Source organism: Mesorhizobium huakuii, from assembly GCF_014189455.1.
Taxonomy (GTDB): Bacteria; Pseudomonadota; Alphaproteobacteria; order Rhizobiales; family Rhizobiaceae; genus Mesorhizobium; species Mesorhizobium huakuii_A.
Window position 1 is genome coordinate 130,958 of sequence record NZ_CP050299.1, and the last position, 14,722, is coordinate 145,679.

Sequence of the window (14,722 nt, forward strand, 5' to 3'; positions counted from 1 at the left end):
AGCCAACGCGGCCTCACCTCGTCGGGGATGACCGCAGCACGTGTTGGACCAACAACCCGGCGAGTGATAATTCACCACGGCACGACCCTGCATTCGGATTTCACCCAAGGTGTTGACCACAAAAGTCGAGAACGCTCGGTGCAGAAGCCCTCTTTCATGCGCTTCCAGTTTAGGGGCCGTACCGATTACCTGGTATTCTTCACCCAGGAGCACGACGTGCTCCTGGCACTCGTAAGAGCCTATGGTGTCCATCGCCGATACAATCGGTTGCTTGAAGCCACCAGTAGGTCCAACTCTCATTATCTGTACCGTGCGATCGACAAACACGGCAACCCGGTTGATTTCCTGCTGCGAGCTTCCTGACGGTTATTGGACCGGCCGTTGGCTCCAGCGGTGCCGCCTGGAACCAAGCATATGGGGCGGTGAAGTCGGTCAGCATGTTTGCGATGTGATGTATGTTGCGTGGGCCGGTCCTGAAGATACCAAGCGCAAACTGGATGAAGCCCTCGGGCCAATGCCAAGGGGATCACCCATTTAGTTCCCGGGACGATCAGGCCGCCTTGGCGTCTGTCAGCGCCTTCTCCAAGGCGTCCTTGATCGGCTTGGTGACGTTGGCCACCCCCTTGGTGCTGAGTGCCTGGAATTCCTTGGTCTGCTCCACACACATTTCGAGCCCTTTGCGCAACAAGTTCGACTGCAGCGCGATAACTGCCGACGGCAACTTGGCGCCAACCAACGCCTGTAGATGCGAGAGGTCTGCCTCGGCGTTCGCCCGCAATGCAGCGATCGTCTTCAGCGACAGTTCGTTGCCGACCGCTTTTGTGTTTTCGAAGATGGATTCTGAGCATTTTCCGGGCGTCTTCGGCACCCGACGCGAATTCGACAAGAGCACGTTGGACAATGCGGTCTGTCAGGGTCGGAATACCCAGTGGTCGTAGCTTGCCGTTTGATTTCGGGATATAGATGCGCTTCACCGGCTTGGGGCAATAGGTGCCCTTCAGCAGGCTCATCCGCAGGGCGGCCAGATGCTGATCCAGTCCAGCCTGCATCCGTTGCTTATCTATTCCGTCTATGCCCGGTGTTCGTGCGCCACTTGACGCCAAAACAATGCGAGCGGCCTCGGCAAGCCATTCTCTATCGGCAATGAGCCGAAGAAGTCGATCGAACCTTCGGTTCGGATCGCACTCGGCCCATGTTGCGAGCTTGTGCTGCATTTCGCTGATTATCAAAGGTCTTCACCTCATTTGGTCAGGTAGTTTGCACTTCAAGCAGTTTGAACTGTTCCCCTTCGCCATGTGACAGGCTTTCCCTGCCGCGGACTACTACGAGTCCGCCAACATGATGGACATCAGGGTCAACTCCCTTGCTATGCAGAACATCGTTGTCATTCCATCATGCCTTCCCTCGTTCATATGCTGGACGTCTTCGTATTGGTGAGGCTGCCGGTCGCAGTCTTTTCCCTTGCTTTCTGCAAGTCGATGCCGATGCCATGGTCTGGCTGCGTTCTCTCCATGGTCCCCAATAAGCGCCTTACGTATGCGCGGCGATGTCACGTTGTCTGGCTATGAACGCGCTGAGAGCTGCGGCGCTGTTGTCAGCTGACCACGGTTACGGCTTTCCATTCCGCCATGGCCTGCAGGCGGTGAATATGTGTGGCAAGAGCGGAGCGTTTTGAGCGAGGTGGAACGAAGAGGTTACGCAGAGCCGAGAAGATCGAGACGAAACGCTGCAGGCTTTCTGGCGACCGGAAGCCCTGCATCACCCGCTCTCGTTTTCGCAGCGGCACATGGGAATTCTCGGCGCGGTTGTTCAATCCTTTGTGTGACCGGTGCTCGACGTCCGGCATCACCTGACGCTTGCCGCTCCATACGAGCGCAGCTTGTCAGTGATCATGCGCTTCGGTGCGACGCCCTGTTTCTTCAACAGGCGCGTCAGCAATCGCTTGCCCGCCTTGGTGTTGCGGCGGTTCTGGACGATCTCGTCGAGGACATAGCCGTCCTGATCGACGGCGCGCCATAGCCAGTGTTTTCGGCCAGCAATGGTGATGACGACTTCGTCCAGGTGCCAGATGTCATCGCGGCTCGGCTGCTTGCGGCGCAAGCGGCGAGCATAATCGGGCCCGAACTTCTTGCCCCAGCGGCGGATCGTTTCGTAGGAGACCACGATGGCGCGCTCCAGCAGCATTTCCTCGACCAGACGCAGGCTCAAGGGGAACCGGTAGTAGAGCCAGACCGCATGGGCGATGATCTGCGGCGGGAAACGATGGCGCTTGTAGCTGATGGCAGGCATTATCATGCCGCCGTCCCTATGCCACAAATGCTGACGCACGGTTTACGTGACAACACCCGCCCGACACCACACCAACCTGCCGACAATCGTGTGCAATCCATCGCCCGTTTATACTGCGCCTTCACGCGACGTCCGGCGCGGGCCGCCGGAGCCGACAACAGCTATGAAGACGATTCTGTTGACCCGCTCACACCGTACTGTTTGTTGCTGCGCGTCGACGGCCAGTTTGCTGATTGCCTGCGTCTTCTGTCCTCGACACCGTCAATCGCGTCCGATTCGACAAAACGGCGCCACCGACGGCAGGTCGCATGATGCTTCAACGTTTTCCGGGTGGGGAGGGGAGCGGCAGTCATGCCAGTTTTTTGACTGACGCTGATCAGGCCGACTGGTGGGATGAAAGAGCATACGATTACACCGCTGGTCTGACGCCGCCCGAGTGGGCCTGAGAGTTCTTGCGCCGCAACCCAGCATTCCAGCATGACGTGACCACTGCAAGCCAGCAGACCAACACACTGTCTCCCCAACCGTTTTTCGACGTGGTCGCGTCGGCCGGCGACCTGTCGCGCTGGGGTGTCCTGTTTCGCCGAGTCTTACGGGCGCAATTCGCTCGTTTTCTACGCTCTGGTGCGTCCATGTGCTGCCGGTCATAGCAGAACAACTGTGTGCATCGTCGGCGACATCGCCGTTCAAGCTCTCGGCATTGCCATGTCGTGCGACGGTCCTGCTGGCGCCCGACAAGGACCAGCATGTTCTTCTTCGCAATGCGGAGCATACGCTCCAGCTCGCCGTCTCTGGCGCGGATATCTTGCACCCTGTCTGCCTCCGTACAGAGGCGATCTGGCCGGCAATGCTTTCGAAGCCCCGCCTGAGGGCGCTCCAGCGCCTCAATGCTCTAAGTGTGGGTCAACATCTGCCTGCCCGCTTGTTTCCGCCGGAAAGACGCGGTCCCCGTCTAACCTTCGTTCTTCGTGCGCTCGACGGCTCACTTGCCGGGGCGTCACATCGCGAGCTCGCCGAAGCGCTGATTGGTCACCGGCGCGTCCATGCCGACTGGAGGGATCCTCGCGATCATATGCGCGACCGCATTCGCCGCGCCGTCCCGCATGGCCGCGCCCTCATGAACGGAGGGTACAAAGAGTTCCTCACTTGAAAAGTAGTCCGCCCTGTGCGTCAGCCGGCGAATAGTTCGGAGCCAAAACCCGGTCAATACCAGTTCGCCCGGTCAACATGGCAGCGAACGACATTGCCGGTGCGGTCTGGTTCAAGCGTCCGTCGAGCCGCGAGGCAGGGTCGGTATTGTCAGATAGCCGACAATGTCGAGTACGCAACGTAAAGGAAGCTGACTCTCGGGTGTTTTTGAACGCTTTTTGCCTTGGCACGGAACATGCACACTATTCAGCAAAACGCACCGACTGAGTGGTCATGAGAGTCTCTGACTTACGCCACCTCCCAAGGCGTACCCGGCCCGGCAGGAGCTCAGTCTCCTGCCGGGCATACATTTCAGACGCTCGTGTTCAGAACTTCAAATGCGGGTCATGCAAAGGCGAACCACCAGTCAGACGCCATGCACGCTATCGATTCAGGGAGGTTCGAAGTGGGATCGGATGACTCACCAGCGGCTGCAGGGGGCGGACGGTTTCTAGAAAAGGCCGATCAGGACCGTATTGGAGGAGTCCGCAAAGGCGTCGTCGCATCCGCGACCTATGTGGGCTGCTGCCATGAAGAACCTGGCCCATAGTGCATCCTTTGATTCGGAGGATAAACAGGAAATAACGTCATGATCCCAAAGAACGGTAACTTCAGTCCGGCGCCCCGGGCTTTCCCGCAGGCCCTGACGGGGCTCAATCCACCGCCCGCGGATCCGGTTAGCACGATCGGACTGGCCAGCTTTCCAGACAACGTGCCAGCGACGGATGGGCCCTCGCCGCAGAAGCCCTGGGGCATCCTCGGGGAGCAGTTGCCGGAGACAAGGTGGGAGTTGGCGGAGTCTTCGCTCGCCTTGGAGGAGGACTTTTCCGGACAGGCATGGCGGATCGTCGCGCAGTTCAGGGGAGACCTGCCGCCAGCGAGCCCGGACGAACACGATGCGCCCACTCGCGCCGGCAGCCTTGTTGTGCCGGCGGATGAGGACGCGGCCAGCGCGACATATCCGCAAACCAACGCGCATCCGCGGCAAGACCTCTCGTTGGACGCTATGGACGAGGCTCTGCCACGGGAGGGGGTACAGCAGCTTCTGGAGCTCTCCCCGCAGCCCCTTGCCGGCCCAAGCCACAGCACTGCAGGGTTTCCCGCCGTCGACGGGGGAGCACGTGAAAGAGCGGAAGACTACGAGCAGGCCCTGGGCATCCTCAGGAAGCACTTGCCGGAGACGTTTTTTGGGGTGGCGAAGTCTATGCTCGCCGAGGGGGGGGGACTGTTGTGAACAGGCATGGCGGATGGTCGAGCAGTTCCGGGAAGACCCGTCCTCAGCGAAGTTTGGAGAGGCGACAGGGTGGGAATGCGAGATGGCGCAGCAGAGGAACGGATATGACTGCGGTGTATCAGTGCCGGCGGCCACACACGAACTGGTGACCAGACTGGCGAACCGCCAATCGTCCGAGAGCGCATCGCTGGATCTTCGAGACGTCATCGCCGATCATACGGCGTTGCTGGCGCGGCACGGGGCGCAACCGGCAATCGCCTTGGAGGAGAGTCATACGGAGGCGCGGTCAAGCTCGAAAGGGAAACGCGGGGCTCGCAGGGCCGGCGGCGCCTGGGAAAACGCGGATGCGCTGGCGGAACTCAAGTTCGGCGGCGACACGTTCGGCAAGGGCGACATCGGTCGTGTCCCATCAGGTGGTGTAGCTCGGCGGTTACGAAGCCGCTCGCGAGCGCGCCGTTAGTAGCGCTGTAGCGAGTGAGCGGCGTGTCGGTGGTCATCGGCGCTTTCCGGTAGGGTTGGGTTGTTGACGCCAACCCGTTTCGGAAGGACCACCGATGACCGACGACATGATGAACCTGCGCACGCTCGTGGAGAAGACCCCCGACGCCGATATCTTGCGCGAGATGATCGGCTTTGCCGCCGAGCGGCTGATGGAGCTGGAGGTGGGCGCCGCCACCGGCGCCGGCTATGGCGAGAAGAATGCGCTTCGGCTGGCTCAGCGCAACGGCTACCGCGACAGAGACTGGGAGACGCGGGCCGGCACCGTCGAACTGCGCATCCCCAAGCTCAGGAAGGGCTCTTACTTTCCGGGCTTCCTCGAACCGCGTCGCATGGCGGAGAAGGCGCTGACCGCCGTCATCCAGGAGGCCTACGTCCAGGGTATCTCGACCCGCTCGGTCGACGACCTGGTCAAGGCCATGGGCATGAGCGGAATCTCCAAGAGCCAGGTCAGCCCGCTGTGCGAAGAGATCGACGGCAAGGTCAAAGCGTTCCTTGAAAGACCCATCGAGGGCGACTGGCCATACCTGTGGATGGCACCGTAACGTTAACCGGGCATCGATCAAAATGTGGGATCTGGCGGCATGACCAGATTTTCCCGTGACCCTCTTTATCGTCGCCACCGATTTCCGGCGCAGGTGATTGCCCATGCCGTTTGGCTCTATTTCCAGTTTCCGCTCAGCCTGCGGATGGTCGAGGGGCACTGTAAACTTAACGCTGTGAAAACAAGATCTGGGAGTGAGGCTTTGGTTCATTCGGCGTGAAGGCGCGCGATTTGGCGCCATGCTTGCATGGCAGTTGCTCGCAGTTCTCGATGGTGGGTGGATGGAATATCGTGGCGGGGAACGTTAAAGAGGTTGGCGATCGGGTCGTGGACGGAAACGAAACGCTGAAGATGTCGCGCTGACTTGAAGCGCTTCATGATCCTCTCCCGCCGTCGGACGGGTTGATGAGAGTTCTCCGCCCGATTGTTCAGGCCCTTGTGCGAGCGATGCTCGACGCCTGGCATGATCTCCCGCTTCGCCGCACCGTAGGATCGAAGCTTGTCGGTGATCATCACACGCGGCGAACGGCCTTGCCCTTTCAGAAGCTTTCGCATCAAGCGCTTTGCCGCCTTGGCATTGCGACGGCTTTGCACCAACACGTCGAGAACAAACCCGTCCTGATCAACGGCGCGCCAAAGCCAGTGTTTCTTTCCACCGATGGTGATGACAACCTCATCGAGATACCATTTGTCGCCGAGCTTGCCGGCCGATCGCTTCCGGATATCATTGGCAAAGTGTCTGCCAAATTTCTCAGCCCAAAGTCGCACGGTCTGGTGAGAGACGATGACGCCACGAGCTGCCAGCATATCCTCGACCATCCGCAGGCTGAGCGGAAACCGGAAATAGAGCCAAACGGCATGGGCAATCACCTGCGCCGGAAATCGGTGGCGACGATAAAGAGGATCACGGGAAAATCTGGTCATGCCGCCAGATCCCACATTTTGATCGATGCCCGGTTAACGTTACGGTGCCTCCATGACTACCGATCTCGCACGGTCGACTCGCTCTTTGGCGTTTGCCGTATGCGCGTACCTCGCTTTCGCGGCTGCGCGTGCGACGGATCGGCGAATCCTGGCGAAGGAAGAACAGAAGCCCTGTTGAACGGCAGAGCCACGCCGGAGTTGCAGCGCATTCAGGCTGAACTCGGCTCCCGATTGTCATTTCGTGAAGCGGCGCGTGTTCTCGACCTTTTTGTGCCGGCCATGCGGCCGCACAATCATCGCACTGTAAGCAACCGGCTGGCGAAGGTCGCCGATCAGATCGAGAAATGGGACCTTGCAAGTCCCTATAGACTGAGCCGTGCCGACGGGTCGCCCATTTCCGTGTTCATTGATGGCGCCTACATTCGCGCGGTCCCCGGATACCAGAGCCGCCATTTCGAAATTGCCATGGGGCGGGTTGTGACCAAAGGCCGACCACCGCGTCAGTTCGCGGCCTCACCGCATGTTACCACCGGCAAGCACGACGTTGTTCGTGCGGCGCTGCGGGCGCAAGGGTGGGTGCCAGGCAGCGACGTCACCGTTTTCAGCGACGGAGACGTCGGGCTGCAGGGTATCGTCATCGGCGCAACACGCCAGCCCATCACCCACATTCTCGACTGGTTCCATCTGTCGATGCGGCTCCGTCACATCGAACAGGCGTGGGAAGGGCTCAAGAGCGTTGGCAATCTGAGTATCTACCTTCGAGACACTGCGCTTCATGTGCCGCGGCTTCGTCATCTCCTCTGGAGCGGCTACGTCAGGGAGGCGACGAGAGCCGTGAGGGATATGCTTTGCCAGTTGGAGCAATATGCTCGGCTGCCGGATGCCAGCAACAAGCTCAAGCGCTTCTTCGAACTGGTCAGCAATCTTCAGACCTACCTGATCCAGAACAAAACCTCCCTGGTCGACTACTGCCAACGATATTGGGCGGATCACCCGATCTCGAGTGCCCCGGCCGAATCCGCCGCCAACAGCCTCGTCAATGCCCGCATGAACAAAAAACGTCAGATGCGCTGGTCTCCCGCAGGGGCTCACAGGGTACTTCAGGTCCGCGCGGCGGTTGCCGATGGTCGATTGAAGCAAGCCAAGTTTGCCCTTGCGGCTTGACCCCAGCTTTTTCCCGCTCCCGAGAGCGCAGGACTCTTCTGGACAGGCGCGGCAGATGGTCGAGCGGTTCGGCCGAGACGGTTTCCCAACGAGTCTGGACGAACACCATGCGCTCGCTCCCGCCGACCTCCCTCAAATCTCTGCCAGCGCGGCATTGGAGGCCTATTGGAAGGTTCCGGCGCCGCCGGCCGAGCAGCCTGCCACCCTGAACGAGACCGTGGGGGCGCGCGATCGGGCGGGTGCCAAGCGCCGAAGGCCGGCCACCGAGCATAAGGAAGACGACAGGGCGGCTCAACGGTGGCGAATTGGCCCGCAACCGGCACCCGCGCGGGAGGAGAGTCATTCGGGAACGGCTTCAAGCTCGAAACTGAAAAGCCGGCGTCGAAGGGAGTTCCCTGATAATCTGAGGAAGTTGGCGACTGAAGCCAAGGGGACGAGATTTCAGCTGTCAGGCGAGGAGTGCCAACGCGTTGCCGATCACGGTGGATTGCTTGCTTTGAAAGCCTTCGTGGACAATGCGGAGGCGCTGGCGAAGCTGGAGTTCGGCGGCCATAACTTCAGCAAGGACGATATCCTCAAGATCCTGAGCCACAAAGGCGCCGCCCAGGCGGTGCAGGCCCTGCTGAAGAACGCGGAGGCGCTGGCGAAGCTGGACTTCAGCGGCCAGAAGTTGAGCAAGGACGATATCCTCAAGTTCCTGGGCAATGATGGTGCCGCTCAGGCGGTGCAGGCCCTGCTGAAGAACGCGGAGGCGCTGAAAAAGCTGGACTTCGGCGGCCATAACTTCAGCAAGGACGATATCCTCAAGATCCTGAGCCACAAAGGCGCCGCCCAGGCCGTGCAGGCCCTGCTGAAGAACGCGGAGGCGCTGAAAAAGCTGGACTTCGGCGGCCATAACTTCAGTAAGGACGATATCCTCAAGATCCTGGGCAACAACGGCGCGGCTCAGGCGGTGCAGGCCCTGCTGAAGAACGTGGAGCCGCTGACAAAGCTGGAGTTCGACGGCCAGAAGTTCAGCAAGGACGATATCCTCAAGTTCCTGGGCAATGATGGTGCCGCTCAGGCGGTGCAGGCCCTGCTGAAGAACGCGGAGGCGCTGGCGAAGCTGGACTTCAGCGGCCAGAAGTTCAGCAAGGACGATATCCTCAAGATCCTGGGCAACAACGGCGCGGCTCAGGCGGTGCAGGCCCTGCTGAAGAACGTGGAGCCGCTGACAAAGCTGGAGTTCGACGGCCAGAAGTTCAGCAAGGACGATATCGTTCAGATCCTGCGCAACTACGGCGCGGCTCAGGCGGTGCAGGCCCTGCTGAAGAACGTAGAGCCGCTGACAAAGCTGGAGTTCGACGGCCAGAAGTTCAGCAAGGACGATATCGTCAAGATCCTGGGCAAGAGCGGCGCGGCGAGGGCGGTGCAGGCGATGCTGCAAAATGCGGACGAATTGAAGAATATGCCTAAACCGCAAGTGTTGGCAGCGGCGAGCAACCAGCGGGGTGCTGCTGCCGCAATTAGAAAATTAAATAAATGACCCTTATTGCAACAGCATATCGTCAATATGCGTATTTTAGTAGATCCCGGACACCTTTTCCGGTAAGTCCCGAAGCTGTGGAGTAAACCCCTGGACTGAGACAGAGAGAATAGCGGACAGTTTGCTCTGTAAGCTTATGCGGCCATTTTCAGGCACCGTAACGTTAACCGGGCATCGATCAAAATGTGGGATCTGGCGGCATGACCAGATTTTCCCGTGATCCTCTTTATCGTCGCCACCGATTTTCGGCGCAGGTGATTGCCCATGCCGTTTGGCTCTATTTCCGGTTTCCGCTCAGCCTGCGGATGGTCGAGGATATGCTGGCAGCTCGTGGCGTCATCGTCTCTCACCAGACCGTGCGACTTTGGGCTGAGAAATTTGGCAGACACTTTGCCAATGATATCCGGAAGCGATCGGCCGGCGAGCTCGGCGACAAATGGCATCTCGATGAGGTTGTCATCACCATCGGTGGAAAGAAACACTGGCTTTGGCGCGCCGTTGATCAGGACGGGTTTGTTCTCGACGTGTTGGTGCAAAGCCGTCGCAATGCCAAGGCGGCAAAGCGCTTGATGCGAAAGCTTCTGAAAGGGCAAGGCCGTTCGCCGCGTGTGATGATCACCGACAAGCTTCGATCCTACGGTGCGGCGAAGCGGGAGATCATGCCAGGCGTCGAGCATCGCTCGCACAAGGGCCTGAACAATCGGGCGGAGAACTCTCATCAACCCGTCCGACGGCGGGAGAGGATCATGAAGCGCTTCAAGTCAGCGCGACATCTTCAGCGTTTCGTTTCCGTCCACGACCCGATCGCCAACCTCTTTAACGTTCCCCGCCACGATATTCCATCCACCCACCATCGAGAACTGCGAGCAACTGCCATGCAAGCATGGCGCCAAATCGCGCGACTTCACGCCGAATGAACCAAAGCCTCACTCCCAGATCTTGTTTTCACAGCGTTAAGTTTACGGTGCCCGAGCTTGACGTTGTGAAGGCTGCGGCGGGTCACCTTCAAACTCCGTCCAGATCCGCTCGACCTCCGAGGTGCCGATCTCCATGCCCAGACTTCGCACCGGCGGTCCGCTTTGGCGCCAGCCGCCATGATGGCGGCGACCCGAGACAATCAGCCCACCGCGGCGGACCTTCAGGTAAGTGGGTCGAGAAAGCCCTGGGCGGGACGCCGCCTACAGCGTGGCTGCTGCCTTGTGGCCGCAGCGATGGAAAGAATCTGCCCCCGGACATCGACGTCAGTGGTTTAGAGAAGGCGGCTCGGCAGGGATCTCTGCATAAAATCCCGGAAGCCCGGTGCGTGTCATTCGGATATCGGATTCTTTGAGAGCACCTTAGGCGGCGAGCTTGGCTGCGTGTGCCTTCTACTGTCGACGTCTACCAACTCCCAATCTGATATACGGGGTGAGTGACGCCTTGAAAAATTTGCCCGATAGCGTGCGTCCGAATTTGGCGGCGATCTTCGCCAAATGCGATGAGCTGCAATTTCCGGCGACGGCTAGGGGCGAGCCTCCAGCACCAAGTTGAATGGCGTCTCCGCGGCGCGACGGAATCGCTTGAAGCCGCCGCCGGTCACCACCCTGCGCAGCCTCGCCTCGCCGGCCTGGGCGCCAAGCCCGAGCCCAACTTCCTGTGACACGGACGCAGGCGTGCACAGGAACGTGGACGCGGCATAGTAGACGCGTCCGACGGGATTGAGGTTCGCCGCCAGATGATCATGCGCGAACGGCTCGACGATCATCCACGTGCCATCCGGCTTGAGCGACCTGTGGACATGGGTGGCGGCGCCGGCTGGGTCGCCCATGTCGTGAAGGCAATCGAAGAAAGCGACGAGGTCATAGGTGCCGGGATAGGTCTTGGCGGCCGCGACCTCGAAGCGCGTGTTGGCGCCGACGCCGGCCTCCTCGGCGGCCTTGCGGGCGCGCTCGATGGAAGGGGCGTGATAGTCGAAGCCGACGAAGCGCGAATTGGGGAAAGCACGCGCCATGAGCACGGTTGATGCGCCATGACCGCACCCGACATCCGCGACCGCGGCGCCGCGTTCGAGCTTCTCGACCACGCCCTCCAGAGCCGGTAACCAGGATTCGATCAGATTGGCATTGTAGCCTGGCCGGAAAAACCGTTCCGTGCCGCGAAACAGACACGCGCTATGATCGTGCCACGCGACGCCCTTGCCGGACTGGAATGCCTGCCTCACCTTTTCTTCATCGAGCCACAGCGCGGACAGGAACTCGAATGCGCCAGCCATGAAGGCCGGGCTATCTTCATCGGCGAACACCAGCTCCTGCTCGGCGTTGAGATAGAACTCGTCGCTCGCTTCATCGTAGTCGACGTAGCCCGCCGCCGCCTGCCCGGAAAGCCATTCCCTTACAAGGCGTTCCTGGGTGCCGGTGCGTGTCGAAAGTTCGGCGGCCGTCATCTTGCCGCCTTCGCGCAATGCCTTGAACAGGCCGAGTCTGTCCCCCAGCACGACTCCCGCGCCAGTAGCGATCGCACCGAGATCGCCGACCATTTTCCCTAAGAATGCGTCCAACTTTTTCTGACTCGCTTCAGACATTGGAATCTCCCTTTGGGTTCAATCTCTCCAGGCGATGGAGCCCTGCTCGTCATGAGGCGTGATTGGCCGTCGCCTTGAGCATCAGATGCTCGAAGACATGCGCGATGCCGGATTTCCCCCGCGGCTCATCCGCGCTGCCGATCCTGAACCAGACCATATGAGTGGCGACCGGCGCGGTGGTCGGAAATGACAACCACCTCCATGCCCTTGAAAAGCAGGAAATCCGTCACTTTGCCCTCGTCGGTAACGGGCGGAGCCGGAGCGTTCGTCACCGGGCAAGCGCGGTCGCAGTAGGTATCCTGGGCAGCCCGTCAGACATCGATGGCTCCGGTTGTGGTGGCGGGACGGGCGATAAGCAAGTTCGGGGCAAAGTGATTGTTCCGCGGCGGCTGTATGTTTTGGTGAGGTGATCATGCGACTTCTTGTTGGTCGGTCACGTGTTTGCGGATGACGAGCATGTACTGTGCCAAAGGAGAAACCATTCAAACGCAATCCAGTAGATCTGACTGTATCCGACATTGTCGGAAATTGGACATCGCCGAACGCGAAGCGTTCGGGGCGGCTTGTGACGATACTTGCGCATGCTGCTTCGGAGGAGGGATGCGCCTCGAACCGGCCGCGAGGCCTTCCTGCCATTTAAGGCGCCAGATCAATTGAACGCCCATACCAGTCAGCCGTCCTGTCGCTTAGGCATCCCCACGTAGCGTGCAGGCGGTTGATCGCTCATTTTCAGCATGAATCATGCGGAGAATCCTATGAGCGACAGTATGAGCCATCATCGAACATTCGAGATTTTGACGGCGGAGCCTGTGCCGTCCCGACGCAAGCCGCGCCATCGGTCGGACGAAGAGAAGGCACGGCTTGTCGCCGAAGCGTTCTCGCCAGGGGGCAATGTCTCGGCGGTTGCGCGTTCCGAGGGGCTGGACCCCTCGCAGCTCTATGCGTGGCGCCGCAAGGCGCTTTCGTCGGGCATGGTTGCGCCACTGACGGAGGGAGCGAGCAAGCCGGCGAAGTTCACGCGCTTTGAAGCGGTGGGCAGCGACACGGTGGAAATCGTCATTGGCGACGCAGTGGTGCGCGCCGGCGGCGATGTCGATCCCGATCGCCTGGCGAGGATCATCCGCGCGGTTCGTAAGGCATGATCGCTTCCGGTGTGGTGGTTTACGTGTCGTGCCAGCCGGTCGACTTCCGCAAGGGCGCGGCATCTTTGATGGCGCTGGTCAGGGATGGCGGCCTGGACCCATTCTCGGGGGCACTTCACGTATTCCGTTCGAAGCGTGCGGACCGGGTTCGCATCGTGTGGTGGGACGGCAGCGGGGTTTGTCTTTATTCGAAGACTCTGGAAGATCACAGCTTCTGCTGGCCGGGGATATCGGCCGCGCGCATGCGTCTCGACCATGTTCTCCGCCCGATTGTTCAGGCCCTTGTGCGAGCGATGCTCGACGCCTGGCATGATCTCGCGCTTCGCCGCACCGTAGGATCGAAGCTTGTCGGTGATCATCACACGCGGCGAACGGCCTTGCCCTTTCAGAAGCTTTCGCATCAAGCGCTTTGCCGCCTTGGCATTGCGACGGCTTTGCACCAACACGTCGAGAACAAACCCGTCCTGATCAACGGCGCGCCAAAGCCAGTGTTTCTTTCCACCGATGGTGATGACAACCTCATCGAGATGCCATTTGTCGCCGAGCTTGCCGGCCGATCGCTTCCGGATATCATTGGCAAAGTGTCTGCCAAATTTCTCAGCCCAAAGTCGCACGGTCTGGTGAGAGACGATGACGCCACGAGCTGCCAGCATATCCTCGACCATCCGCAGGCTGAGCGGAAACCGGAAATAGAGCCAAACGGCATGGGCAATCACCTGCGCCGGAAATCGGTGGCGACGATAAAGAGGATCACGGGAAAATCTGGTCATGCCGCCAGATCCCACATTTTGATCGATGCCCGGTTAACGTTACGGTGCCGGTCAAACTGCCGCGATGACGAAGTCCTGCCGGCGATGTCACGTTGTCTGCATATACACGCGTTGAGACCTGCGGCCGCTGATGTCAGCTGACCATGGCCACGGCTGTCCATTCCGCCATGGCCTGCAGGCGGTGAATATGTGTAGCGAGAGCGGAGCGTTTTGAGCGGGGCGGGACGAAGAGATTGCGCAGAGCCGAGAAGATCGAAACGAAGCGTTGCAGTGCTCCTGGTGATCGGAAGCCTTGCATCATCCGCTCTCGTTTTCGCAGCGGCACATGTGCATTCTCCGCCCGGTTGTTCAATCCCTTGTGCGACCGATGCTCGACGTCCGGCATCACCTGTCGCCTGGCTGCTCCATAGGAGCGCAGCTTGTCGGTGATCATGCGCTTCGGCGCGACGCCTTGCTTCTTCAGCAGCCGCGTCAGCCAGCGCTTGGCCGCCTTGGTGTTGCGGCGGTTCTGGACGATCTCGTCGAGCACATAGCCATCCTGGTCGACGGCGCGCCACAACCAGTGTTTCCTGCCGGTGATGGTGATGACGACCTCGTCCAGGTGCCAGACATCGTTTCGGCTGGGCTGCTTACGGCGCAAGCGGCGAGTGTAATGCGGACCGAACTTGATGCCCCACCGGCGGATTGTCTCATACGAAACCACGATCCCGCGCTCCAGCAGCATTTCCTCGACCAGACGCAGGCTCATGGGGAACCTGTAGTAGAGCCATACTGCATGGGCGATGATCTGCGGCGGGAAACGATGGCGCTTGTAGCTGACGATCGCGGTGTTCATGACATCGATCTATGCCGCAAATCCCTAAGTTAAGTTGATAACGCCACCT

At 60.0% G+C, this 14,722-nt stretch carries 10 protein-coding genes and 10 pseudogenes; 10 read left to right on the forward strand and 10 right to left on the reverse strand.

Features of this window, described 5'->3' with window-relative positions; genetic code table 11:
- Positions 1 to 3: 3 nt before the first annotated feature.
- The 4 genes and pseudogenes from HB778_RS43275 to HB778_RS38440 form a co-directional block, all read right to left on the reverse strand.
- Positions 4 to 300: pseudogene (locus tag HB778_RS43275) on the reverse strand (hypothetical protein); the annotation flags it as partial.
- Between the two features lie 250 nt (positions 301 to 550).
- Positions 551 to 892: a phasin family protein gene (locus tag HB778_RS38435; protein ID WP_348524821.1), complete on the reverse strand. Its 342-nt coding sequence runs from the start codon at positions 890 to 892 to the stop codon at positions 551 to 553.
- Positions 882 to 1,214, reverse strand: a pseudogene (locus HB778_RS42415) (group II intron reverse transcriptase/maturase); the annotation flags it as partial. The gene HB778_RS38435 and the pseudogene HB778_RS42415, both read right to left, overlap by 11 nt.
- A gap of 380 nt (positions 1,215 to 1,594) precedes the next feature.
- Positions 1,595 to 2,289: pseudogene (locus tag HB778_RS38440) on the reverse strand (IS6 family transposase).
- A gap of 482 nt (positions 2,290 to 2,771) precedes the next feature.
- Between HB778_RS38440 and HB778_RS43735 the strand changes: the two are divergent.
- The 5 genes and pseudogenes from HB778_RS43735 to HB778_RS38460 all read left to right on the forward strand — a co-directional run.
- Positions 2,772 to 2,939: a hypothetical protein gene (locus HB778_RS43735; RefSeq protein ID WP_432421304.1), complete on the forward strand. Its 168-nt coding sequence runs from the start codon at positions 2,772 to 2,774 to the stop codon at positions 2,937 to 2,939.
- A 197-nt stretch (positions 2,940 to 3,136) separates the two neighbouring features.
- The gene (locus tag HB778_RS42420; protein WP_244662196.1) at positions 3,137 to 3,439 is read left to right on the forward strand and encodes a DUF2285 domain-containing protein; all 303 of its coding nucleotides are present in this window, start codon (positions 3,137 to 3,139) and stop codon (positions 3,437 to 3,439) included.
- Between the two features lie 627 nt (positions 3,440 to 4,066).
- A complete protein-coding gene (locus HB778_RS38450; protein ID WP_183455348.1) occupies positions 4,067 to 4,711 on the forward strand; it encodes a hypothetical protein in 645 nt (214 codons plus the stop codon).
- A gap of 554 nt (positions 4,712 to 5,265) precedes the next feature.
- Positions 5,266 to 5,745 (forward strand): annotated as a pseudogene (locus tag HB778_RS38455) (transposase); the annotation flags it as partial.
- A 48-nt stretch (positions 5,746 to 5,793) separates the two neighbouring features.
- Positions 5,794 to 5,907 (forward strand): annotated as a pseudogene (locus tag HB778_RS38460) (IS6 family transposase); the annotation flags it as partial.
- 53 nt (positions 5,908 to 5,960) lie between these two features.
- Here HB778_RS38460 and HB778_RS38465 read toward each other — a convergent pair.
- The gene (locus tag HB778_RS38465; RefSeq protein WP_183455349.1) at positions 5,961 to 6,677 is read right to left on the reverse strand and encodes an IS6 family transposase; all 717 of its coding nucleotides are present in this window, start codon (positions 6,675 to 6,677) and stop codon (positions 5,961 to 5,963) included.
- Positions 6,678 to 6,719: 42 nt separating this feature from the next.
- Here HB778_RS38465 and HB778_RS38470 point away from each other — a divergent pair.
- From HB778_RS38470 to HB778_RS38480, 3 genes and pseudogenes are all read left to right on the forward strand, one after another.
- Positions 6,720 to 7,841, forward strand: a pseudogene (locus tag HB778_RS38470) (ISKra4 family transposase); the annotation flags it as partial.
- 55 nt (positions 7,842 to 7,896) lie between these two features.
- Positions 7,897 to 9,366, forward strand: coding sequence for a hypothetical protein (locus HB778_RS38475; protein WP_183455350.1), 1,470 nt, complete (start codon positions 7,897 to 7,899; stop codon positions 9,364 to 9,366).
- A 200-nt stretch (positions 9,367 to 9,566) separates the two neighbouring features.
- The gene (locus tag HB778_RS38480) at positions 9,567 to 10,283 is read left to right on the forward strand and encodes an IS6 family transposase (protein ID WP_183455351.1); all 717 of its coding nucleotides are present in this window, start codon (positions 9,567 to 9,569) and stop codon (positions 10,281 to 10,283) included.
- A 53-nt stretch (positions 10,284 to 10,336) separates the two neighbouring features.
- Here HB778_RS38480 and HB778_RS42425 read toward each other — a convergent pair.
- From HB778_RS42425 to HB778_RS38490, 3 genes and pseudogenes are all read right to left on the reverse strand, one after another.
- A pseudogene (locus HB778_RS42425) lies at positions 10,337 to 10,514 on the reverse strand (transposase); the annotation flags it as partial.
- A 353-nt stretch (positions 10,515 to 10,867) separates the two neighbouring features.
- Entirely contained in the window at positions 10,868 to 11,926 is a 1,059-nt protein-coding gene (locus HB778_RS38485; protein WP_183455352.1) for a class I SAM-dependent methyltransferase, read from the reverse strand.
- Between the two features lie 52 nt (positions 11,927 to 11,978).
- Positions 11,979 to 12,198: pseudogene (locus tag HB778_RS38490) on the reverse strand (insulinase family protein); the annotation flags it as partial.
- A gap of 483 nt (positions 12,199 to 12,681) precedes the next feature.
- Between HB778_RS38490 and HB778_RS38495 the strand changes: the two are divergent.
- Together HB778_RS38495 and tnpB are read left to right on the forward strand one after the other, a co-directional pair.
- Positions 12,682 to 13,068 carry a transposase gene (locus HB778_RS38495; RefSeq protein ID WP_183445375.1) on the forward strand — a complete coding sequence of 129 codons (387 nt, stop codon included), beginning with the start codon at positions 12,682 to 12,684 and terminating at the stop codon, positions 13,066 to 13,068.
- A 68-nt stretch (positions 13,069 to 13,136) separates the two neighbouring features.
- A pseudogene (tnpB, locus tag HB778_RS42430) lies at positions 13,137 to 13,262 on the forward strand (IS66 family insertion sequence element accessory protein TnpB); the annotation flags it as partial.
- Positions 13,263 to 13,325: 63 nt separating this feature from the next.
- On the opposite strand, the pseudogene HB778_RS38500 reads toward tnpB, so the two are convergent.
- Both HB778_RS38500 and HB778_RS38505 read right to left on the reverse strand, forming a co-directional pair.
- A pseudogene (locus HB778_RS38500) lies at positions 13,326 to 13,838 on the reverse strand (IS6 family transposase); the annotation flags it as partial.
- 133 nt (positions 13,839 to 13,971) lie between these two features.
- A complete protein-coding gene (locus HB778_RS38505) occupies positions 13,972 to 14,673 on the reverse strand; it encodes an IS6 family transposase (protein WP_183455353.1) in 702 nt (233 codons plus the stop codon).
- Positions 14,674 to 14,722 lie beyond the last annotated feature (49 nt).